A 20668-nucleotide genomic window follows, 5' to 3' on the forward strand; every position below is an offset into this window, starting at 1 on the left:
CCCGCATCGCCTGGCCGAGAACGCACCGCGCACACCGCAGGTCGAGGCCGTGCTCGCGCTCTACGAGCGGCGCGTGGGCGCCGCGCGTCAGAGCTGGCGGGCGGGGGCCAGTGCGTCGCGGGCGTCCATGAGGGCGAAGCCGAGCAGGTTCTCGCCGCGCCACAAGGACGGGTCGGCGGCGTCCGGATTCTCCGCGCCCAGGCCGATGCCCCAGATGGTGTCGCGGGGTGCGGCTTCCACCAGGACCTTCTCGGTGGTGGCGAGCAGGAAGTCGCGCAGCGCGTCGTGCTGGCCGAATTTGGCGATGCTGCCGCGCAACACGATGTCGAAGCGGTGGGCTTCCCAGGTGTCCTGATCGAAGCCGGAGATGGCGCGGCCCAGGCGTTTCGCGTCCGCGGGGGTGTCGCTGGCGAGGATGCGGGTGCGCATGTCCTCGTCGCCGAACAGACGGGCCTTCTCGGCCATCATGAAATGTTCGGCGCTGGAGTAGGTCTGGCCGTCCACGGTGAAGTCGACGGGCCACCACTGGCTGAGCACCCATTTGCCGACCTCGTGCCCGGGGGTGCGGGTGTGCCCCCAGAAGAAGAGGAACTCCGGTCTCGCTCCGGCCGCCATATCCGCTGTCAGCTGCGCCCTGTCCACGCCGCGACCCTAGCCGACCCAGATGACACAGTCGTGAAGAAATCCCGCCACACCGGCGACGCGCCGCGGCCGTGGCCGGGCGGAGCGCCCTCGCGCCGACGTGTACGTCGCCGGGGCGGCGGTTCTGCCATGTCCGTCGCGCTTCGTCCGAATCAGCGGGCCAGCGCGCGCAGTTGGGTCATGATCTCGGCGGGCGGATGGTCGTGGACGCGGAAGCGGGGCGGGTCGTACTCGCCGGCGAGTTCCAGTGGCACCAGCCCGGACACGTCGTCCCAGGCCACCCGGAAGACATCGCCCTCGCCGGTGACGAAGCAGATGAAGTCCGCGGCGGGCAGCAGATTCGTGGTGCCGTCGGTCCAGGAGGTCATGGTGTACTCGCTGCCGTCGGGCGCGCGCACGTGCAGCAGTTCCATGATCGCGCCCTCGCGGTCGTCCTCGGCGCGCAGCCTCTCGGTCTGCGACCGGTACGCGCCGACCGCGAGTTGCGCCTGCGCGTGCCGGATCTCCGCGTACGCCGGATGGTCCTCGTCCACCCGCAGCGGCATCAGGTCGCCGTTGTCGTCCACGGTGTAGGGCACCGCCGACAGCGGGCGCAGCGCGGCCTCGTGCCGTTCGGCGGCCAGCTCCAGCAACTGCGGCAGCGCCTCGGGCGTCGCCCCCAGCACCACCAGCATGCCCAGATGGCCGGGCAGGAAGAACAGTGGCGTGCCGCCGGTTCGGGTCCGCACCCCCGCCAGCCAGCCCGCCACCAGGGGTAGGGAGCCGACGTAGTTCTCGCCGGCGTCGTCGGCGAAGTCCAGCACCCGCACGCCCTGCCCCGGATCGAAGGCGGTCAGCGTGCTCATGGCCAGCTCGGTGAGATTGGCGTGCGCGACCGCGTACACCTGCTCGTCGTCCACGCCCCAGCGCGAAAGATCCTGCCGGGTCACGAATTGCACGGTGCTGGGCAGATCGATCACCACCAGCTCCGACAGGTACGGCAGCGCGGGCCGCGTGAGCACCAGATCGCGGCCGTTCACCCCCGCGACCTGCACCGCCCCGTAGCCGGCCCGCCGCAGCACCGGCCGCAGCTTGGGCGCCACTTCGTCCCACCCCTCGGGGGCGTCGGGCGGCAGCAGCAGGGTGTCGACGGCCTCGAACAATTCGGCGCTGATCTTCCCGTCGAACCGGCGATACAGTGTGTCCAGATTCAGCTTCGCCGCGTACCCGTTGGTCAGCCGGTAGGCGATCTCGAACGCCTCCGCGTCGAACTGCGCGAACTCCACCGCGTCGTACCCCCGCACCTGCTCCAAGATCTTCTTGCCGAACCGATTTCGCGGCGACCCGAAAACCCCACCCAGGAAACTCATGGGCCGGACTCTACGCGCGAGCGCAATTCGCGCGGTTGTGGTTAGCTGTAGCGCCATGAGCACGCCCGTCTCCACCCACCCCGACGAGTTTCTGCCCCGCGACACCGCGGATGTGGTTCGGACCGTTCGGGATTCACGTCGTTCGACGAAACCGCTGATCATCCGGGGTGGGGAACGTCCGGACGAGGAGTTCGGACTGCCGGTGCAGGGCACCACTCTGAGCATGCGGAAGATGAACCGCGTACAGGTGGTCGACGCCGATGCCAGGACTGTGCGGGTGCAGGCGGGGGCACGGCTGTCCGACATCGACCGCACCCTGGGCGCGCACGGGCTCGGGCTGCCCATCGTGGGTGACCATCGCGACATCACGGCGGGCGGGTTCGCGGCGGTGGGCGGGCTGTCGGCGGCGTCGCATCGCTTCGGCATGTTCTCCGACAATGTCGCCGAGCTCGAATACGTCGATCAGGACGGGCGTTTCGGCACCTGCGGGCGCACCCACCACGCGGAGCGCTTCCGCAAGATCCTGGGCGGCGGCGGGCGCACCGGCATCATCACCGCGCTCACCCTCGAGGTGACCGGCGTGGACAAGGACCGCACCTGGCTCACCACCGACGCGCACCGCTTCCTGGACTTCGACACCTGGGTGGAGCACTCCTACCGCGAGATCCAGTCCCCGGGCGACTCCATGCTGCAGGTGGGCCGCTGGATCGACACCGCGCCGCTGAAGGTCGCGCGCCCGGTCGGCACCGGCACCGTGCAGCTGGGCACGGTCCGCTTCGGCCAGTGGTCGAGCCTGCACCCCACCACCCCCAATCTATCGCTGCGCGCCCGGCGTGAGGTGGGTGCGCGCGCCCGGAAGTCGCTGGGCGCCATCGCCGCCTCGGCGGGCGGCCGCGCCGGCATGCCGGTCCGCAATGCCGCGGCGGGCGCGCTCATGTTCGCTCCGAAGGTGCTGACCCTGCGCGACGCGGAGTATCTGGCCGACACCGTGATCAGCTCCTCGGAGCGCGGACCGGCCTACCGCATCTCGCTTTTCGCGCCCATGTCCAACTACGCGCGGGTCTTCCACGGCCTGCACGACCTGTTCTCCGGGCATCGCGAGCGCACCGGCTGCTTCACCGTGATCTCGGCCATGACCTACGGTGTGCGCTCCCGTTACCTGCGCGAACTCGATGACGAGGACCACGGCTTCATCACCTTCACCTGCCGGTTGCGCCCGGCGGCGCTGCCCTCGGAACTGTTGCGGGACATCGTGTCCGGAATCGACGAGATCTGTGTGTCCGAACGCGCCCGGCGTTATGACCCGACCGAATAGAATGTGTTCCGCCGCTCACCCAGCAATCGCGTAGCGCAAATCAGCTATCGGTTGGCAGCCGGGAGACGCGGCAGTATCGATACTGTCGGCGGGGTATCGGTGCATGGTTCATGCTCAATCCTCAGATGAAGGTTGCCTGTCCCATGATCGAATTCCGTGCTGCCCGCCGCCTCCGTACCGCCGGTGACCCCGAGGGCGAACGCCCGCTCGAGGGCAAACGCGTGGTCATCACCGACGCCACCTCCGAGATCGGCCGAGAAACGGCCCGACTACTCGGTTTTCACGGCGCGGAGGTCGTCCTGGTCGCCCGCACCGGCGCCCAGCTGGTCGAAGACTGCGCCACCATCATCGAATCCGGGGGCCGCGCCCACTGGTACCGCTGCGACATCGCCGCCCTCGGCGATGTCGACCAGCTGGTCGAGTGGCTGCTCACCGAATTCGACACCGTCGACGTGCTGGTCAACAACACCGGCCGCCCGGCCCGCCGCCCGATCCTGCAATCCTTGGACCGCTTCCGCGACTACCAGCGCATGATGGCCGCCTACTACTTCGGCCCGCTGCGCCTGACCCTGGGCCTGCTCCCCGCCATGCTCGCGGGCGGCTCCGGCCACGTGGTGAACGTCGGCCCGTGGAGCCCGGAGACCGGGGCCGCGCCCAACTTCGCCTCCTACGCCTCCGCCCAGGCCGCCTGGACCACCTTCGGCCAGTGCGCCGACGCCGAACTCTCCCCGCGCGGCATCCACGTCTCCACGGTCCAGTACCCGATCTTCAACGACGCCACCAGCGCTCGCGTACACGCCGAATACGGGGCCATCGATCCGGCCGAGGCCGCCCGCTGGATCGAGACCGCCATCCGCAGCCGCCCGTCCCAGCTGCCACCGCGGTTCCCGCGCGCCCTGCTGGGTCTGGCGTCGATGTCGCCGCGCACCACCCGCCTCAAGCACGCGCTCGGGATCTGAACACCCCCCGACAACTCCCCCGAACAGCAAAGCGCCCCATCCGAATTCGGACGGGGCGCTTCGAGTTGTGTTCCGGATCAGTGCTTTTCCGGGCCCAGGTGGTACTCGAAGACCAGACCGGCGACCGCGCCCAGGACGCAGACCACGCCGATGCCGATCAGCCAGAACTGGAAGAACGCCAGACCCAGCGCGGTGACCGAACCCGCGGCGGCCAGCAGGATGGGCCAGAACGAGCCGGGCGAGAAGAAGCCCAGGTCGCCGGCGCCGTCCACGATCTCGGCCTCCTCGTAATCCTCGGGACGCAGGTCCAGACGACGGGCGACGAAGCGGAAGTAGGTGGCCACGATCAGGGCCAGACCACCGGTCAGCACGATGGCGGTGGTACCCGCCCACTCGACGCCGGTGCGGGACTGGCCCGTGAAGTAGCCGTAGATCACGGCCACGATCACGAAGAAGACCGTGAGCAGTTCGAAGATGCGAGCTTCGACCTTCATGTCAGTTCATCCTCACTTGGCGTCGGCGAGCTCGTTGCCGCGCGCCTTGCGGTCGGTGTTGAACGGCTTGGTGGAGGTCGCCACCGGCGACTGACCGATCGCGGAGAGCGCCTCGCCGTTGGTCTTGTGGTCCTTGATCCGCGCGTCCATGTACTTCTTGAAGTCGTCCGGCGAGACGACCCGGATCTCGAAGTTCATCATCGAGTGGAAGGTGCCGCACATCTCGGCGCAGCGGCCGACGAACGCGCCTTCCTTCTCGATCTTGGTGATCTGGAAGACGTTGTCCGAGTTGTTCTGCTTCGGGTTCGGCATCACGTCGCGCTTGAACAGGAACTCCGGCACCCAGAACGAGTGGATGACGTCGGCCGCGGCCAGCTGGAACTCGATGTTCTTGCCCGAGGGCAGCACCAGGACCGGGATCTCGTTGGAGGTACCAACGGTCTCGACCTTGTCGTAGTGCAGGTAGGAGATGTCGTTCGCGGGCAGGCCGTTGTTCGGGCCCGGCTGCGGGTGGCCATCCTTGGTCGCTTCCTTGTAGCGATCCTTGATGTCCTCGTTCATGTCCTGGCGCTCGGTGTCGACACCGTCCCAGACCGGCGAGCCGTCCTTCAGGTCGACCTTCTGGTAGCCGAACTTCCAGTTCCACTGGAACGCGGTCACGTCGACCACGACGTCCGGGTTCTCGACCTTCTCGTGCACGTAGTTCTGCACGACGACGGTGAAGTAGAACAGCACGGCGATGATCACGAACGGGATCGCCGTGTAGCTCAGCTCCAGCGGCACGTTGTAACCGGTCTGCCGCGGGAACTCCGGGGAGTTCGCCTTCTTGCGGTGGAACGCGATGGTCCAGAAGGTCAGGCCCCAGACCAGCACACCCATCGCCAGCGCGGCGAGCACGGACCAGGTCCACAGCTCGCGCATCCTGGTGGCCTGCGGCGTGATGCCCGAGGGCCAGCCGAATCGAAGCCAAACGTTGTCGATCGAGCAGCCGGAGACGAGCATCGCGGTCATCCCCAAGGACACCGCCAGCCCGGCCCGCCGAAGGATGCGGCCCCGCCGACCCTGGGCGGGTCGTGCCCCTATCGCCTCGCTCGCCTTGTGCGCCACGCTCAACGCCTTCCTGGTCGTCATTCCGACACCGCGCCGCCCGGGCTCCCTTCCGCCGGACGACACATAATCAGCACAGTTCGGGAGCTCGGGGAAGGGTACACGCGAACGCGCAACCGACCCTGAGAGTTTCCCAAGTACTACGCAGCGTAGACCAACAATGGCCCCCCGTTGCGACGGGGTCCTGTCCGACACTCCGGAAACCTCATATGCAGTGGATATGGGCTCTGGCGGCGGGATCTGCACGGGTACGGCATACTCGGGCAGTAGGTTTCGCGTGCAGCGTGCCCGTGCGGGTACGCCCCAATCCTTATGACTCCGGAAAGAGGTTCTCGGCGCAGTGTGTGGTCTGCTCGGATTTCTGACAGCTGGCACGGCTACTACTCCGGACGGGCGGACGGTCGAGACCACCGCTGCACAGGTGTACGAGGCGCTGCACTGCCAGCGCCACCGCGGCCCGGACGAGCGCGGCACCTGGAACGACGAGCGCATGATCTTCGGCTTCAACCGCCTGTCGATCATCGATATCGAGCACTCGCACCAGCCGCTGCGCTGGGGTCCGCCGGAGAACCCCGAGCGCTACGCCATGACCTTCAACGGCGAGATCTACAACTATCTGGAGCTGCGCGCCGAGCTGAAGGAAGCCCACGGGGCCGAGTTCGGCGACCAGCCGATGTTCCGCACCGAGGGTGACGGCGAGGCCATCGTGGCCGCCTTCCACTACTGGGGCGCCAAGGCCGCGAGCCGGCTGCGCGGCATGTTCGCCTTCGCCATCTGGGACACCGAGCTGAGCAAGCTGTTCCTGGCCCGCGACCCGTTCGGCATCAAGCCGCTGTTCATCGCCACCGGCGCGGGCGGCACGGCCTTCTCCAGCGAGAAGAAGAGCCTGCTGGACCTGCTCGCCGAGCTGGAGCTGTCCGACGCCCTCGACCCGCGCGCGCTCGAGCACTACACGGTGCTGCAGTACGTGCCCGAGGCCGAGACGCTGCACAAGGACATCCGCCGCCTGGAGTCGGGCTGCTACGCCTGGGTCGAGCCCGGCCGCGCCCCGCAGGTGACCCGCTACTTCAACCCGCAGTTCCGGGTGCAGAAGTTCGCGGCGGGCTCGGAGGCCAAGCGCTACAAGGAGATCGCCGAGGCGCTCGAGGACTCCGTCGCCAAGCACATGCGGGCGGACGTCACCGTCGGCGCGTTCCTGTCCGGCGGCATCGACTCCACCGCCATCGCCGCGCTGGCCATCCGCCACAACCCGAACCTGCTGACCTTCACCTCGGCGTTCGAGCGGCAGGGCTACTCGGAGGCCGACGTGGCCGCCGAGACCGCCGAGGCCATCGGCGCCAAGCACTACATCCGCATGGTCTCCCCCGAGGAGTACGCGGCCTCCATTCCCGAAATCGTCTGGTACCTCGACGAACCCGTCGCGGACCCGGCACTGGTTCCGCTGTACTTCGTGGCCAAGGAGGCCCGTAAGCACGTCAAGGTGGTGCTCTCCGGCGAGGGCTCCGACGAGCTGTTCGGCGGCTACACCATCTACCGGGAACCGCTGTCGCTCAAGCCCTTCGAATACCTGCCCAAGCCGCTGCGCAAGCTGGCCGGCAAGGTGTCGGACCGGATTCCGGAGGGCACCCGCGGCAAGAGCCTGCTGCACCGCGGCTCGCTCACCCTGGAAGAGCGCTACTACGGCAACGCCCGCAGCTTCAACGACGCCCAGCTGCGGTCGGTGCTGCGCGAGTTCCGGCCCGAGTGGACACACCAGGACGTCACCGCCCCGATCTACGCCATGCAGGGCTACCACTGGGATCCGGTGGCGCGCATGCAGCACCTGGACCTGTTCACCTGGCTGCGCGGCGACATCCTGGTCAAGGCCGACAAGATGACCATGGCCAACTCGCTGGAACTGCGCGTCCCGTTCCTGGACCCCGAGGTGTTCAAGGTCGCCGAGAAGATCCCGGTCGACCAGAAGATCACCAAGGAGACCACCAAGTACGCGCTGCGCCGGGCGCTCACCGACATCGTGCCGCCGCACGTGCTCAACCGGGCCAAGCTGGGCTTCCCGGTGCCGCTGCGGCACTGGCTGCGCGGCCCGGAGCTCTACGACTGGGCACGCGCCCAGATCACCGAGTCGGGCACCGACCACCTGCTCAACAAGCAGGCCATCCTGGCCATGCTGGAGGCGCACCGCACCGGTCCGGTCGACCACAGCCGCCGCCTGTGGACGCTCATCGTGTTCATGATCTGGCACGGCATCTTCGTGGAGAACCGGATCAAGCCCGAGATCCAGGAGCCGACCTACCCGGTCAACCTCTGACCGCACGCGACACACCGGAGCGCCACGCCCGTGGGGGGCGCTCCGGTCCGCGTCGCCGCAGTACGGTGCTGGCCATGAGCTACCCGTTTGCACCTCGCTCGCGTCGCCGGATGCTCGCACTGGGCGCCCGGACGCTCGGCATCGGCGCCGCGGCCGCCCTCGGACTGGCCGCCTGCGGCACCTCGGACAACGGATCCGCCGCCACCGGATCCGCCTCGGCCTCCAACGACGCCAAGGACATCGCCGCGGACGCCTACGTGTTCGGCTACCCGCTGGTCCTGATGGACGTCACCCGCGAAACCGGGGGCCCGGCAAACCAATTCGTGCACCAGAACCCGCCCACCCCCGAGGTGAGGCAGGTCGTGCGACTCAACCTCGACACCCTGTACTCGCAGGCCTGGCTGGACCTTCGGCCCGAACCGATGGTGTTGCAGGTGCCCGCGATCGAGACCGGCCGGTACTGGCTCATGCAGTTCCTCGACGCCTGGTCCAATACGGTGCACGATCCCGCCAGCACCAATCCGCGCGTCAAGAACGCGCCGGAGCAGCCGCCCTACACCTATCTCGTCACCGGACCCGGCTGGAAGGGAACCGTGCCCGAGGGCATGACCCAGCTGGCCATGCCGACCGGCACCACCTGGCTGCTCGGCCGCATCGAATACCAGGGCGAGGCCGACGTCGAGCATGTGCGGGCGCTCCAGCACCGGTTGAAGCTCGCCCCCCTCAGCGTCTGGAATTCCGGTGGAGTGCAGGGCGGTCCGGGCGCCTTGGCCGCGAGCGCCGACGCACCCGCCCAGATGGTGGGGGCCATGGACGGGCCCACGTTCTTCGCGCGCATGTGCGCGGTCATGGCGGCCAATCCGGCCGACGAGGACGCCGTCGACGCCATGAAGCGCTTCGCCACCATCGGCATCACCCCGGGCGGGGCGGCCACCGTACCCGCGGACGTGCTCAACGCGGGCCTCGCCGACGGCCGTCGCGCGCTCACCGCCTACCGGGATCCCAAGTCGCAGTACCAGAACGGGTGGCTCTTCAATCTGGAAGTCGGCGCGTACGGCACCGACTATCCGCTGCGCGCCCAGGTGGCCGCGCTCGGCCTGGGCGCGAATCTGCCCCGGGACGCGGTGTATCCCACGATCGACGCGAACGCGGACGGCGACAGCCGATTCCGAGTCACCTTCGCCAAGGATCAGCTGCCGCCGGTGGGGGCGTTCTGGTCACTCACCGCCTATGACGGCGAGTCCTACCTGGTGCAGAACCCCGCGCACATCTATTCGGTCGGCCACCTGGTCCCGCTCTCCCCGGCCGAGGACGGCACCATCACGATCGCGGTGCAGAACGCCGATCCCGGGTCGGAGGTTCCGGCCGGGCACTGGCTGCCGATCCCGGAGTCCGGGCGGTTCTCTCTCACGCTGCGGCTGTACGCACCGAAGGACAGCGTGCTGAACGGGAAGTGGGAGATCCCGAAGCTGGAGAAGCTGTCCTGACCCACCGCGCGCCCGCCGTCAGTCGGCGGGCGCGTGGTGGGCGCGGGCGAGGCGGGCGCGCGCACCCGCGATGATGGTGATGATCATGACCGTCATGACCTGGAGCGCGGTCAGGCTGACCGCCGGTTGCGGCGGATCCGGCGCGACGAAGTCGACCGGGGGCGGAGGCGGTGGGATCGGCGCTGGGGCGGGCGGAACCGCCTCGGGAAGTGGGGCCACGACGGGCGCGGCGGCGGGGACCACCGCGGGGGCGGCCGGCGGGATCAGCAGGGGGATACCGGGTTCCGGCGCCATCGGGACGGGCAGCAGTAGCATGCAGGTCAGCAGGGCGCTGCCGGTGGCGGCGCTGCCGACCACCACGCTGCCCGCCCCGGCTGAACCCGGACCGACCAGTCCGCTGGAGCCGGGGATGAAGCCGGGGCCGATCAGGCCCGAACCCATACCGCTGCCGGTGAGGATGCCCAGCCCCAGTGCGGCACTGCCGACCACGGCGCTGCCCGCGCAGGCGGTGAGGACGCTGCCGGAGTCGAGGCCGAGCAGGCCACCGAGGGTGTTGGGGATGGCGATCGGAGTCGCGGGCGGTTCGGGTGGCACGAGATCCGGTGCCCCCGCGGTCGTTTCGCGTGGGATGTCCGGGCTGCTGCTACCGAGATCCAAGGCGGTCATCGGATTCCGGCCCGCGGGGTTGCCGGTGACGACCCGGCCGCCCGGCCGGCCCTGATTGCCGGAATAGCTACTGCCGGTACCCAACCCGAGCGCGCTGCCGGTGGGCGCGTCGATCGGCGCGGCGGTGTCACCCGCATCCGGCGCTCCCCCGCCCGCGCTGCCGCTGATGATCTCCCCGATCGACGGCGGCCCCGGGTCGGCGGCGGCGACATCGGGATGGAGGGCGAGCAGCGCCGCGGCCACCGGGACCGCTGTCACCGCCGCGAATCCTCGTGCTGTTCTGCGGTTTCCGTTCACGGGTGCCTCCGAGAAGCCGAGCTGGTTACGCGGTCGCGACGGTCAGCGGGGACTGCCGCCGCTGGACGGCGTTTCCGCGGCGATGTGCTGGAAGCGCGCGAGGGCGAGTTCGTAAGCGTCCTTGGCGACGTGATTGCCGCCGGAGAAGGGCCGATCGAGCTGATAGACGGCCACGATGACCGCGCCGATCACCAGACCGAACAGACCGGTCATCAGGATGCTGCGCTTGGTGACCACGACACCGGAGAACACGGTGCCGAACAGCAGCATGCCGGTCGCGAACCACAGGGCCACGTAAAGGAATCCGGGCAGTCGGTACCCCGCGTCCAGACCGCGGTCGTAGCGGGCGTCGATGATCGCCTCGACCGCGGTGGCCGCCTTGTCCTGGGTGGCCTTGGCGTCCGGGTCGGCGGCGGGCGCGGCGTCCACGGCCTCACGCAGATCGTCCAGGGTGGACTGCGCGGCCGGGCTCAGGCGGCGCTGCTCGTCCATCACCTTCCACTCGTCGCCGACCACCTGCTTGGTGTACGCGGTCACCAGGGCCTGAATCTGCTTGCGGTCCTGTTCGGGCATGCCGTTGGCGGTCTCGTAGACAGTGACCAGCGCCTTGCCCTCGGCCACCGTGTGCGCGTGCGAGGTGTCGTACTGCTGCCACAGGATCACCACCACGAAGGCCACGATCGCGGCGAAGAACATGTTGACCATGTCCAAGGTCATGGAGCCCGCGCCCGAATCGTCGCCGTGCCGCCAGGACCTCGGGCGCACCCGGTCCCCCAGCACGAAGATTCCCACCGCGATGCCCGCGAAGAGTGCCAATATCCCCAGCTGCAACAGAATTCCGAGCATTTCGCGACTCCGTTTCCGGCCGGGTGCATGCGATCAGAAGGTATTCGCGGCCACGGGTCGGTCGGATTGTGAACAGAGGACGAACTGTTATACGAGTGTCCGAATCCCAACCCCGCCAAGGCCGGAACTCGTTGCCCGGCCTACCTTCAGCGGCCGAACGACAACACCGCTACGGCCAGGGTGACACTCAATTCCAGTGCGGCACCGATCACATCGCCGTTCAATCCCCCGAACCGCCGCACACAATGCCGCACCAGCACCATGGCTCCCACCAGCCCCAGCACCACCGCCACCGGCCCCTGCCAGTGATTACCGGTCGCGAACGCCGCTGCGGCACAGGCGATCACACCCCACCCGTACCCTGTCACCGGCGATTGCGTCCCCGCCACCAACGCCCCGAACCCGGCCCCCGGAGCCGCCTCGATCCCGCGCCGACACGCCAGCACCACCGCGACCCGCCCGACGGCGACGGCCAGGACAACCGCCGCCCACCGCCCCTGCTCGGCCAGCGCCCCCAGCGAAACCGCCTGAATGGCAACAGCGAACACCAACGCCGCCACCCCGAACGGCCCCGCCCCGCCACTCTTCATGATCTCGCGAGCCCGCTCCGGCGGACCGTAGCTCCCGAGCCCATCCATGGTGTCGGCCAGCCCGTCGACGTGCATCCCGCGCGTGATCAACGCGAGCCCGGCCACCACGACAAACCCGGCCAACAGCCCCGAGGCCCCGAGTTTGCCCAGCCCCCAAAGCAATCCGGCCGCCCCACCGCCGAGCAACACCCCGACCACCGGAGCCCACCCGATCGCCCGAGCGGCAACCGACCGGTCGACTTCATCCGGCCCTCGAACTGGCAGCACCGTCAGCCAGGACACCGCCAGCCGAAGCCCGTTCACCGATCAGGCCTCAGCGGCTTCCGCGTCGGCGTCGGCGGTGCTGACTCCGGCTTCGGCGAAGGTGGCCATCTCGCCGAGGGTGGCGACGGCGGCGCGCAGCAGCGGGAGGGCGGCGACCGCGCCGGAGCCTTCGCCCAGGCGCATGGTCATGTCGACCAGCGGCTCGAGGTCGAGACGCTTGAGGGCGATGGTGTGGGAGGGCTCGCTGGAGCGGTGGCCCGCCACCCACCAGGCGCGGGCCCCGGGGGCGAGCTGGTCGGCGACCAGGGCGGCCGCGGTCACCACGACGCCGTCGAGGATGACCGGAGTCCGGCGGGCCGCGGCGCGGGCCAGGAAGCCCGCCATGGCGGTCAGGTCCGCGCCGGAGGCGGTGCGCAGCAGGGCGACCGGGTCCTTGAGCACGGGGCGGGCGCGCCACATGGCGTCGCGGATGGCGGCGGTCTTGCGGATCCAGCCCGCATCGTCGACGCCGGTGCCGCGGCCGACCGCCACCACCGGCTCGGTGTCGGTGATGGCCGCGATCAGCACGGTGGCGGGCGTGGTGTTGCCGATGCCCATGTCGCCGGCGATGAGAAGGTCGGCGCCGGAATCGATTTCCTCGTCGGCGATGCTCGCGCCGGCCGCCAGCGCCGCCTGCACCTCGGCCTCGGTCAGCGCGTCCTCGCGGTCGATGGAGCCGCTGGAGCGCCGCACCTTGTGCCGCGAGATCTCCGGCGCGGTGTCGCCGTCCACGGAGATGTCGGCCACCCGCACGGTGGCATCGGCCAAGCGCGCCATCACATTCACGGCCGCGCCGCCGTGCACGAAGTTGGCGACCATCTGCCCGGTCACCTCGCTCGGGTACGCCGACACACCATGCTGCGCCACGCCGTGATCCCCGGCGAACACCACCACGCGGGCCCGCTCGAACTGCTTGGGCGGGCACACGCCCTGGCAAGCGGCGACCCAGTTGGCCAGCTGCTCCAGCCGGCCCAATGCCCCTGCGGGCTTGGTCAATTGCGCCTGCCGCTCCTCGGCGGCCGCCCACACCAGCGGATCGGGTCCGGTCACGGGTCCGAACGAGATGCGGGCGGGCTTGGTCAGCACCGGCGCGCTCTGGGCGCCGTCGTCCACCGGGCCCGCGACCGCAGGGTCACCGGTCTCGCCGTCAGCGGACGCGCCGCCCGCCGTGGCGGCCGCAGCAGCGACGGCGGCGGTCCCGACGGCCGGAGACGCTGCGCTCGCCGAGCCGAGTTCCGAACCGCCGGTTGCACTTTCGACAGAATCTTCCGGTCGGCGAGTCCCGCCATCAGCGGCGGCCGAGCCAACGGCATCCGCCGAAACAGGCTTCACCGCAACCGAATCCGTTCCGATCGTCGACGAAGTCGCCATGGCGAGTGATGAATCCGTTCCGGCGGCATCCGACAGCGCGGCGGCGGAGACCACCGCGCGGTCGGGCTTGACCCGCACCGGCTGCCCCGCGACCACGAGGAAGACCTCGTCGCACACCTCGGCGAGGCGCTGGTTCAGGGTCCCGATCTCGTCACGGAACAGACGCCCGGAGGCGGTGGCGGGAATGACGCCGAGCCCCACCTCGGGGCTGACGATGATCAAGCGCTGCTCATAGCCGGAGACAGCGGCGACGAGCGCGTCGATGTCCGGGCCGACGGTGCCGCGCGGCGATTCCCAGGCGGCGCGGGCGTCGATGCGCCCGGTCAGCCAGGTGCCGAGGTCGTCGACGAGGGTGGCGGCGGCGGGCTCGCCCAGCGCGGCGATCGGATCGCCCTCCACGATGGTCCAGGTCGCGGGCCGCCGGGCCCGGTGCGCCGCAATGCGTTCGGCGAAGTCGGCGTCGGCGGGGTCGACCATGGCGGTGGCGACGTATCGCACCGCCTCCGACGCGACGAGCTGTTCCGCGAAGGCCGACTTGCCGGACCGGGCGCCACCGAGCACCAGGGTCCGCAGCGGCCGATCGGTTGTCTGAGCAGTGTGCGACACGTCAGCACGGTATCAACTGCGCCGGTGCTCCGGCCGAGTAGGCACGGCCATCCCGGATGCGGGAGTCAGTAGTTCTTCTCGTTGTGCACGCACTGCACCTTCAGGTCCTTGGCGGTATACGACCAATCGGTCCCCTGCGAGCAGTCCGAGCCGTGCGCCACGCTGGCGATGATCTTGCCGTCGTGCTGCTTGGAGCAGGCCACCACCTTGTCGTGGTTACCTGTCGCCCCGCCGACGATGCACTCCCCCACCGCGGTGCGCGGATCCGTGCATCCCGTCGTCGCCGACACAGCCAGCACCGCCAGCGGCACCGCCGCGATCATCACTGCCCACCGCATGAGTGCGCATCGTAACGGCCCGGGCCCGCTCAGGAGACCCTGGCGCCGAACCGCCGCCGATACTCCACCGGCGCGATCCCCACCAACCGCTGGAAGTGATGCCGCAGCAGCGCCCCCGACCCGAATCCGCAACGGTGGGACAGCGATTCGAGGTCCAGGTCGGTGTCTTCCAGGAGCTGTTTGGCCAGCAGCACCCGCTGCCCGGTCAGCCATTTCACCGGCGTGGTCCCGGTCTCGGCGGCGAAGCGCCGCGCGAAGGTGCGCGTCGACATGGAACTGCGCGCCGCCAGCGATTCCACCGAGTGCTGCAGGTCCAGATGCTCGCCCATCCAGTGCAGGGTCTCGCTGAGCCCCTCGGATTCGCAGGCCACGACGGGCCGCTCGATGAACTGCCGCTGTCCGCCGTCGCGCTGCGGCGGGACCACCATGCGCCGGGCGATGGCATTGGCGACGCTGCTGCCCAGTTCGCGGCGCACCAGGTGCAGGCAGGCGTCGATGCCCGCGGCGGTGCCCGCGCTGGTGATGAGATTGCCCTCGTCGACGAACAGCACGTCCGGGTCGACGGTGGCGAGCGGGAACTGTTCGGCCAGCAGGTCGACGTAATGCCAGTGGGTGGTGCATGTGCGCCCGTCGAGCAGTCCGGCCGCGCCCGCCAGGAACGCCCCCGAGCACACGGTCAGCACCGTGGCCCCGGCCGCGGCGGCGTCGCGCACGGCGTCGATGACCCGAGCGTCGATCTTCGCCGCGCCGTCGCGGATCGGAAAGGCCGGAATGGCAACCAGATCCGCGTCGCGCAGTTCTTCGAGCCCGTAGTCGGGGGTGACGTGGATGCCCGGTGAGCTGGACTTCAGCGGTTTCCCGGGTTCGAGCCCGCAGACCCGGAAGTCGAAAAGGGGCAGGCCCTGCGCGGTCCGGTCGAGCCCGAAAACCTCACAGACCACGCCGAATTCGAACATGGCGAGGTTGTCGTTGAGGACGACGGCGACCTTGGAGAGCATGTCCCGATCCCATCTGGCCGGATTTTTGCGAACTATGTCATAACAGCCACTGTTGGCCGAAAGTTCCCTACTGAAAACTTACTGCCATGGATGCACTGTCCGCAATCGTCGCAGCCGGAACCGCGATCACCGCGCTCGGCACCCTGACCTTCGGCCTCATGGCCGCAGACACCACCGCACACCTCGACGAGGAAGAGGCCCGCGCATGACCGCCATCACCTCCGGACACGGCCACTACCGCTCCGCGACCGCCACCTCCCGCGTCGGCCACGCCGTCCGCCGGATCACCGCCCTGTTCGCCGCGGCCGGCCGTGCCGTCCCGCTGCACCGCGAGAACACCTGGGAATTCGCCGGCTCGACGAACGTGGTCGATCGAGACCACGCCCGCGTCGCGATGGAATTGCGTGCGCTCTCGGCCTACCGAGAGCACAACTGATCGCTAGACCGCGTCGCCCGGGTTCACCTGCGGCTTCGGCGCGCGCATGCGCCGCACCTGCGAGGCGCGCACGAAGGCGTACCAACCCAGCGAGAACGAGGAATCGGTGCTGTCCGGGAAGCGCTCCCGGACCCGGTTGCTCACGATCCGACCGAGCACCACGCCCTCGATGATCATGAACAGCATCATCACCAGCATGGCCAGCGTCACGATCGCCTGCAGCGCGGGCGAGAGGATCATGCTCAGGATCAGCACCAGCGCCAGCGGCATGAACAGGCCGAGCAGGTTGCGGCGGGCGTCGACGATGTCGCGCACGTACTTCTTGACCGGGCCCTTGTCGCGCGGCAGCAGGTACTGCTCGTCACCTGCGAGCATGCGGGCGCGGCGGTTGTTGACGTCGGCGCGCCGCTCGGCCGAGGTCGCCTTGCGCTCCTCCTTGGTGCCGCGCAGCGCCTTGCGGCGGGCCCGGGCCTCCTTGGCGGTCTTGGGCGCGGGCGCGATCGGACCGCGGCGGCGGCCCTGCGCCTCGCGGCGCGTCGGGGTCGGACGCCCTTTACCCAGGGTGACGGTCGTGTCCGCCACCGCGGCACCGGCGTCGGTGCTGGTGCTGTCGGAGGTGGGGGTGGACTCGCCACGGCGCAGGAACTTCACGCCGACCAGGCTAACAATCCCGCCTCCCCGGGTCTTCAGCGCCCAGCTGAGAGCCGTTTTCCGGCATGCGTGCGGGCCGGCGGTCGAGAGCCGGCCCGATTCTGGACGTCCCCGGCGAGTTACCCTCGCCACCCGAAATCAGTTGTCACCTCGGCACACCCCCGGAGCTATTTGTCAGCGACGACGCAGCCTGACCGTTCCGGCGAATAAGCGCCGCGTAGGATAGGGAATAGTCGCCCGCCGACGGGTGTTGACAGGCTTCGAGCCATACCCTCACGGGCTGGCCCACACGCCACCACAAATGGGTCCCTTAGGAGAGTTCATGACTGTTGAGAACGAGACCACCACCCATGGTGCGACTCTGACCGAGGCCGCCGCCCTCAAGGCGAAGGCGCTGCTGGACCAGGAAGGCCGCGACGACCTCGCCCTTCGCATCGCGGTTCAGCCCGGTGGCTGCGCGGGCCTGCGCTACCAGCTCTTCTTCGACGACCGCACCCTCGACGGCGACCTGGTCGTGGAGTTCAACGGTGTGAAGCTCGCGGTCGACCGCATGAGCGCTCCCTACATCCAGGGCGCCTCGATCGACTTCGTCGACACCATCGAGAAGCAGGGCTTCACCATCGACAACCCGAACGCCACCGGCTCCTGTGCCTGCGGCGACAGCTTCAACTGAGCTAGCCCCCGAGTTAGCCCCGCGCAGCGCGGAACATCTCCCGGGATGTTCCGCGCTGTCGCGTGTCCGGTTATTTTCTTATGTGCGGACCATTTTCGGGACGCCTCCCCCACTCGAAGGATTCACCCGTGACCATCGCCGTGTCCGCGTCCATCGCGACCGATCACCTCATGCGCTTTCCGGGCAAGTTCTCCGATGTGCTGCTGGCGGATCAGCTGCAGCACGTGTCGCTCAGCTTCCTCGTCGATGATCTGGTGATCCGCAAGGGCGGCGTCGCGGGCAACATCAGCTACGCCATGGGCGTGCTGGGCCGCACCCCGCTGCTGGTGGGCGCGGTCGGCCAGGACTGGGGCGACTACCGGAAGTGGCTGGAGGACAACGGCGTCGACTGCTCCGCGGTCCGCGTGTCCGCGACCGCGCACACCGCGCGCTTCGTCTGCACCACCGACGAGACCATGGCGCAGATCGCGTCCTTCTACCCCGGCGCCATGGCCGAGGCCCGCGAGATCGACATCACCGAGCTGGGCGCCGACCGCGAACTGGAGCTGGTGCTGATCGGCGCCGACGATCCGGAAGCCATGCTGGCCCACACCGACCAGTGCCGCGCCGCCGGAATCCCGTTCGCCGCCGACCCCTCCCAGCAGCTGGCCTTCCTCGACGGCGAGACCATCCTGCGCCTGATCGACGGCGCGGACTACCTGTTCACCAATGAGTACGAGTGGGGCATCCTGCTGCAGAAGACCGGCCTGTCCGAGGCCGATGTCGCTGAGCGCGTGGGCATCCGCGTCACCACCCTGGGCTCGAAGGGCGCCAAGATCGTCGACCGCGACGGCTCCGAGCTGTTCGTGGACGTGGTCCCCGACATGGCCAAGGAGGACCCGACCGGCGTCGGCGACGGCTTCCGCGCGGGCTTCCTGACCGGCCGCTCCGCGGGCCTGTCCCTGGAGCGCTCGGCCCAGCTGGGTTCGCTGGTCGCGGTGCACGTGCTGGAAACCGTTGGGCCGCAGGACTGGACCCTGGACCACGATGTGGCGATGAAGCGCCTGCGCGAGGCGTACGGCGCCGAGGCCGCGAACGAGATCGAGCCCATCCTGCGCTGACGGCCACCGCGCCGCCGACAGCCGACAGCCGCACGCTGATCCGATCAGCGTGCGGCTGTCCGCACTACCGGCCGCCGGTCCGGATCGCCGCGGTCCCGTTGCCGGTCCGGGTTCGGACGAACGCGTCGCCCGCAATACGCTGTGAGGCATGTCCTCCGACGACCGTCTGTACTTCCGCCAGTTGCTCTCCGGCCGCGACTGGGCCGTGGGCGACCCGATCGCCACCCAGATGCGCAACTTCGCCTACCTGATCGGTGATCGGGATACCGGCGAATGCGTGGTCGTCGACCCCGCCTACGAGGCGGCCCAGCTGGTGGAGATCGCCGAGGCGGACGACATGCGGCTGACCGGAGTCCTGGCCACCCACCACCACCCCGACCACGTCGGCGGCTCGATGATGGGCTTCACCCTGCGCGGCGTGAAGGAACTGCTGGAGAAGACCGAGGTGGCCGTCCACGTCAATGCCGAGGAACTGCCGTGGGTGGCCAATGTCACCGGCATCGCCCCCTCCGAGCTCACCGGCCACTCCCACGGCGACAAGGTCGCGGTCGGCGGCTTCGAGATCGAACTCCTGCACACCCCCGGCCACACCCCCGGCAGCCAGTGCTTCCTCTTCGAGGACCGCCTCATCGCCGGCGACACCCTCTTCGTCGACGGCTGCGGCCGCACCGACTTCCCCGGCGGCGACTCCGACGCCATGTTCCGCAGCCTCCGCTACCTCGCGGACCTGAAGTCCAACCCGACGGTCTTCCCCGGCCACTGGTACTCGGAGGAGCCCAGCGCCTCCCTGTCCCACATCCGCGACCACAACTACGTCATGCGCCCCCAGACCCTCGAGCAGTGGCACATGTTCATGCCCAGCTGACCCTCCCGCCGAGTGGCACACCCTGGAGGCATTTCCGGACAAATCCCCTCCACCATGTGCCACTCGGCGAGGCATACGGGAACGCCCGCCCCGAAACTGGTTCGGGGCGGGCGTTTTTCGGCGCGGGGGGCGTCAGGCCATGGTGCGGAGCCAGCCGTGGCTGTCGGCGAAGGTGCCGCGCTGGATGCCGGTGAGGGTGTCGCGGAGGGCCATGGTGACCTCGCCGGGGTCGCCGGTGCCGATGGTGAATTCGCCCTCGGCGGAGCGGACCGAACCGACCGGGATGACGACAGCCGCGGTGCCGCAGCCGAAAACCTCGGTGATCTCACCGGATTCGACGCCCTCGCGCCATTCCTCGACGGAGATCTTGCGCTCCTCCACCTTGTAGCCGGAGTCGGCGGCCAGGGTGATCAGCGAGTCGCGGGTGATGCCGGGCAGCAGGGAGCCGGACAGTTCCGGGGTCACCAGCCGCGCGTCGGAGCCACTGCCGAACACGAAGAACAGGTTGTTGGTGCCCATCTCCTCGACGTAGCGGTGCTCACACGCGTCCAGCCACACCACCTGGTCGCAGCCCTTCTCCGAGGCCTGCTGCTGGGCGAGCAGGGAGGCGGCGTAGTTGCCCGCCACCTTGGCCTCGCCGGTGCCGCCGGGAGCGGCGCGCACGAATTCGGTGGACAGCCACACCTTGACCGGCTTCAGCCCGCGCGGGAAGTACGCGCCGGCCGGGCCGCCGAGCAGCAGGTACTTGTAGGCGGAGGCGGGCTTCACGCCCAGGCCGACCTCGGTGGAGAACATGAACGGCCGCAGGTACAGCGCGTCCTCGCCGCCCGCGGCGGGCACCCAGTCACCGTCGACCTCGAGCAGCTGGCGGATCGATTCGACGAACAGCTCCTCGGGCAGCTCCGCCATCGCCATGCGGGCAGCCGACCGGCGGAAACGCGCGGCATTGGCGTCGACGCGGAAGGTCGCGATGGAGCCGTCGGCCTGCCGGTACGCCTTGAGACCCTCGAAGATGGCCTGGCCGTAGTGGAACACCATGGTGGCCGGGTCCATGGCCATCGGCCCGTAGGGCTCGACGCGGCCGTTGGTCCACTGTCCGTCCACATAATCCAGCGACACCATGTGATCGGTGAAGTACCGCCCGAACCCGGGCTCCGCGAGAATCTCCTGGCGCCGCTCCGCCGAAACGGGCGCGGGATGCGGGACACGGGTGAATTGCGCGGCAAGTGTCATGACCGGGAGTCTAATTCGCCGCCCTCGACACGCG

Annotated in this window: 21 protein-coding genes; 9 read left to right on the forward strand and 12 right to left on the reverse strand. The window is 69.3% G+C overall.

Annotated features, from left to right (window positions below):
• Positions 1–87: 87 nt before the first annotated feature.
• Together ACQPYY_RS24155 and ACQPYY_RS24160 are read right to left on the reverse strand one after the other, a co-directional pair.
• Positions 88–642 (reverse strand): NADAR family protein, encoded by a 555-nt coding sequence (locus tag ACQPYY_RS24155; RefSeq protein ID WP_379106639.1) that lies wholly within the window; start codon positions 640–642, stop codon positions 88–90.
• Between the two features lie 152 nt (positions 643–794).
• Entirely contained in the window at positions 795–1991 is a 1197-nt protein-coding gene (locus ACQPYY_RS24160; RefSeq protein WP_433591093.1) for a hypothetical protein, read from the reverse strand.
• Positions 1992–2046: 55 nt separating this feature from the next.
• Between ACQPYY_RS24160 and ACQPYY_RS24165 the strand changes: the two genes are divergently transcribed.
• Both ACQPYY_RS24165 and ACQPYY_RS24170 read left to right on the forward strand, forming a co-directional pair.
• Positions 2047–3306 carry an FAD-binding oxidoreductase gene (locus tag ACQPYY_RS24165; protein ID WP_379107634.1) on the forward strand — a complete coding sequence of 420 codons (1260 nt, stop codon included), beginning with the start codon at positions 2047–2049 and terminating at the stop codon, positions 3304–3306.
• Positions 3307–3449: 143 nt separating this feature from the next.
• Positions 3450–4265: an SDR family NAD(P)-dependent oxidoreductase gene (locus ACQPYY_RS24170; protein WP_433591094.1), complete on the forward strand. Its 816-nt coding sequence runs from the start codon at positions 3450–3452 to the stop codon at positions 4263–4265.
• A 77-nt stretch (positions 4266–4342) separates the two neighbouring features.
• On the opposite strand, the gene ACQPYY_RS24175 is transcribed toward ACQPYY_RS24170, so the two are convergent.
• Complete coding sequence (locus ACQPYY_RS24175; RefSeq protein WP_357286489.1) at positions 4343–4759, reverse strand: cytochrome c oxidase subunit 4; 417 nt, start codon at positions 4757–4759, stop codon at positions 4343–4345.
• A 12-nt stretch (positions 4760–4771) separates the two neighbouring features.
• Positions 4772–5770 (reverse strand): aa3-type cytochrome oxidase subunit II, encoded by a 999-nt coding sequence (gene ctaC / locus ACQPYY_RS24180; RefSeq protein ID WP_357095242.1) that lies wholly within the window; start codon positions 5768–5770, stop codon positions 4772–4774.
• Positions 5771–6206: 436 nt separating this feature from the next.
• Between ctaC and asnB the strand changes: the two genes are divergently transcribed.
• A complete protein-coding gene (gene asnB / locus ACQPYY_RS24185; protein ID WP_433591095.1) occupies positions 6207–8174 on the forward strand; it encodes an asparagine synthase (glutamine-hydrolyzing) in 1968 nt (655 codons plus the stop codon).
• 74 nt (positions 8175–8248) lie between these two features.
• Entirely contained in the window at positions 8249–9661 is a 1413-nt protein-coding gene (locus ACQPYY_RS24190; protein ID WP_433591096.1) for a DUF1254 domain-containing protein, read from the forward strand.
• A gap of 18 nt (positions 9662–9679) precedes the next feature.
• On the opposite strand, the gene ACQPYY_RS24195 is transcribed toward ACQPYY_RS24190, so the two are convergent.
• The 6 genes from ACQPYY_RS24195 to ACQPYY_RS24220 all read right to left on the reverse strand — a co-directional run bounded on the left by ACQPYY_RS24195 (position 9680) and on the right by ACQPYY_RS24220 (position 15676).
• Positions 9680–10585: a hypothetical protein gene (locus ACQPYY_RS24195; RefSeq protein WP_433591097.1), complete on the reverse strand. Its 906-nt coding sequence runs from the start codon at positions 10583–10585 to the stop codon at positions 9680–9682.
• A gap of 81 nt (positions 10586–10666) precedes the next feature.
• Positions 10667–11470, reverse strand: coding sequence for a DUF4239 domain-containing protein (locus tag ACQPYY_RS24200; protein WP_433591098.1), 804 nt, complete (start codon positions 11468–11470; stop codon positions 10667–10669).
• A gap of 146 nt (positions 11471–11616) precedes the next feature.
• A complete protein-coding gene (locus ACQPYY_RS24205; RefSeq protein WP_433591099.1) occupies positions 11617–12363 on the reverse strand; it encodes an adenosylcobinamide-GDP ribazoletransferase in 747 nt (248 codons plus the stop codon).
• Between the two features lie 3 nt (positions 12364–12366).
• Complete coding sequence (gene cobT, locus ACQPYY_RS24210; protein WP_433591100.1) at positions 12367–14340, reverse strand: nicotinate-nucleotide--dimethylbenzimidazole phosphoribosyltransferase; 1974 nt, start codon at positions 14338–14340, stop codon at positions 12367–12369.
• 65 nt (positions 14341–14405) lie between these two features.
• Positions 14406–14678 carry a hypothetical protein gene (locus ACQPYY_RS24215; protein WP_433591101.1) on the reverse strand — a complete coding sequence of 91 codons (273 nt, stop codon included), beginning with the start codon at positions 14676–14678 and terminating at the stop codon, positions 14406–14408.
• A gap of 29 nt (positions 14679–14707) precedes the next feature.
• Positions 14708–15676, reverse strand: coding sequence for a helix-turn-helix domain-containing protein (locus ACQPYY_RS24220; protein ID WP_433591102.1), 969 nt, complete (start codon positions 15674–15676; stop codon positions 14708–14710).
• Positions 15677–15762: 86 nt separating this feature from the next.
• Between ACQPYY_RS24220 and ACQPYY_RS24225 the strand changes: the two genes are divergently transcribed.
• Positions 15763–15885, forward strand: coding sequence for a hypothetical protein (locus ACQPYY_RS24225; RefSeq protein WP_379107649.1), 123 nt, complete (start codon positions 15763–15765; stop codon positions 15883–15885).
• Positions 15882–16112 carry a hypothetical protein gene (locus tag ACQPYY_RS24230; RefSeq protein ID WP_379107650.1) on the forward strand — a complete coding sequence of 77 codons (231 nt, stop codon included), beginning with the start codon at positions 15882–15884 and terminating at the stop codon, positions 16110–16112. The genes ACQPYY_RS24225 and ACQPYY_RS24230 overlap by 4 nt, the downstream gene beginning before the upstream one ends.
• 3 nt (positions 16113–16115) lie before the next feature.
• Here ACQPYY_RS24230 and ACQPYY_RS24235 read toward each other — a convergent pair whose 3' ends face one another.
• A complete protein-coding gene (locus ACQPYY_RS24235) occupies positions 16116–16763 on the reverse strand; it encodes a DUF3043 domain-containing protein (protein ID WP_379107651.1) in 648 nt (215 codons plus the stop codon).
• Positions 16764–17085: 322 nt separating this feature from the next.
• On the opposite strand from ACQPYY_RS24235, the gene ACQPYY_RS24240 reads away from it, so the two are divergent.
• The 3 genes from ACQPYY_RS24240 to ACQPYY_RS24250 all read left to right on the forward strand — a co-directional run bounded on the left by ACQPYY_RS24240 (position 17086) and on the right by ACQPYY_RS24250 (position 19401).
• The gene (locus tag ACQPYY_RS24240) at positions 17086–17436 is read left to right on the forward strand and encodes a HesB/IscA family protein (RefSeq protein WP_040815950.1); all 351 of its coding nucleotides are present in this window, start codon (positions 17086–17088) and stop codon (positions 17434–17436) included.
• A 128-nt stretch (positions 17437–17564) separates the two neighbouring features.
• Positions 17565–18536, forward strand: a complete 972-nt coding sequence (locus ACQPYY_RS24245; protein ID WP_433591103.1) for a carbohydrate kinase family protein — start codon at positions 17565–17567, stop codon at positions 18534–18536.
• A gap of 148 nt (positions 18537–18684) precedes the next feature.
• A complete protein-coding gene (locus ACQPYY_RS24250; protein ID WP_357286453.1) occupies positions 18685–19401 on the forward strand; it encodes an MBL fold metallo-hydrolase in 717 nt (238 codons plus the stop codon).
• Between the two features lie 132 nt (positions 19402–19533).
• Here the strand turns inward: ACQPYY_RS24250 and ACQPYY_RS24255 are convergent, their stop codons facing one another.
• A complete protein-coding gene (locus ACQPYY_RS24255) occupies positions 19534–20634 on the reverse strand; it encodes a branched-chain amino acid aminotransferase (protein ID WP_433591104.1) in 1101 nt (366 codons plus the stop codon).
• Between the last annotated feature and the right edge of the window lie 34 nt (positions 20635–20668).

Origin of the sequence: Nocardia sp. CA-145437 (genome assembly GCF_050956485.1) — a bacterium.
Lineage (GTDB): Bacteria > Actinomycetota > Actinomycetes > Mycobacteriales > Mycobacteriaceae > Nocardia.

Coding starts and splice junctions, on each gene's coding strand:
- ACQPYY_RS24160 (WP_433591093.1), bottom strand. CDS start 1,991: ATGAGTTTCCTGGGTGGGGTTTTCGGGTCGCCGCGAAATCGGTTCGGC.
- ACQPYY_RS24165 (WP_379107634.1), top strand. CDS start 2,047: ATGAGCACGCCCGTCTCCACCCACCCCGACGAGTTTCTGCCCCGCGAC.
- ACQPYY_RS24170 (WP_433591094.1), top strand. CDS start 3,450: ATGATCGAATTCCGTGCTGCCCGCCGCCTCCGTACCGCCGGTGACCCC.
- ACQPYY_RS24175 (WP_357286489.1), bottom strand. CDS start 4,759: ATGAAGGTCGAAGCTCGCATCTTCGAACTGCTCACGGTCTTCTTCGTG.
- ctaC (WP_357095242.1), bottom strand. CDS start 5,770: ATGACCGCGATGCTCGTCTCCGGCTGCTCGATCGACAACGTTTGGCTT.
- ACQPYY_RS24190 (WP_433591096.1), top strand. CDS start 8,249: ATGAGCTACCCGTTTGCACCTCGCTCGCGTCGCCGGATGCTCGCACTG.
- ACQPYY_RS24200 (WP_433591098.1), bottom strand. CDS start 11,470: ATGCTCGGAATTCTGTTGCAGCTGGGGATATTGGCACTCTTCGCGGGC.
- ACQPYY_RS24215 (WP_433591101.1), bottom strand. CDS start 14,678: ATGCGGTGGGCAGTGATGATCGCGGCGGTGCCGCTGGCGGTGCTGGCT.
- ACQPYY_RS24220 (WP_433591102.1), bottom strand. CDS start 15,676: ATGCTCTCCAAGGTCGCCGTCGTCCTCAACGACAACCTCGCCATGTTC.
- ACQPYY_RS24225 (WP_379107649.1), top strand. CDS start 15,763: ATGGATGCACTGTCCGCAATCGTCGCAGCCGGAACCGCGATCACCGCG.
- ACQPYY_RS24230 (WP_379107650.1), top strand. CDS start 15,882: ATGACCGCCATCACCTCCGGACACGGCCACTACCGCTCCGCGACCGCC.
- ACQPYY_RS24240 (WP_040815950.1), top strand. CDS start 17,086: ATGACTGTTGAGAACGAGACCACCACCCATGGTGCGACTCTGACCGAG.
- ACQPYY_RS24250 (WP_357286453.1), top strand. CDS start 18,685: ATGTCCTCCGACGACCGTCTGTACTTCCGCCAGTTGCTCTCCGGCCGC.
- ACQPYY_RS24255 (WP_433591104.1), bottom strand. CDS start 20,634: ATGACACTTGCCGCGCAATTCACCCGTGTCCCGCATCCCGCGCCCGTT.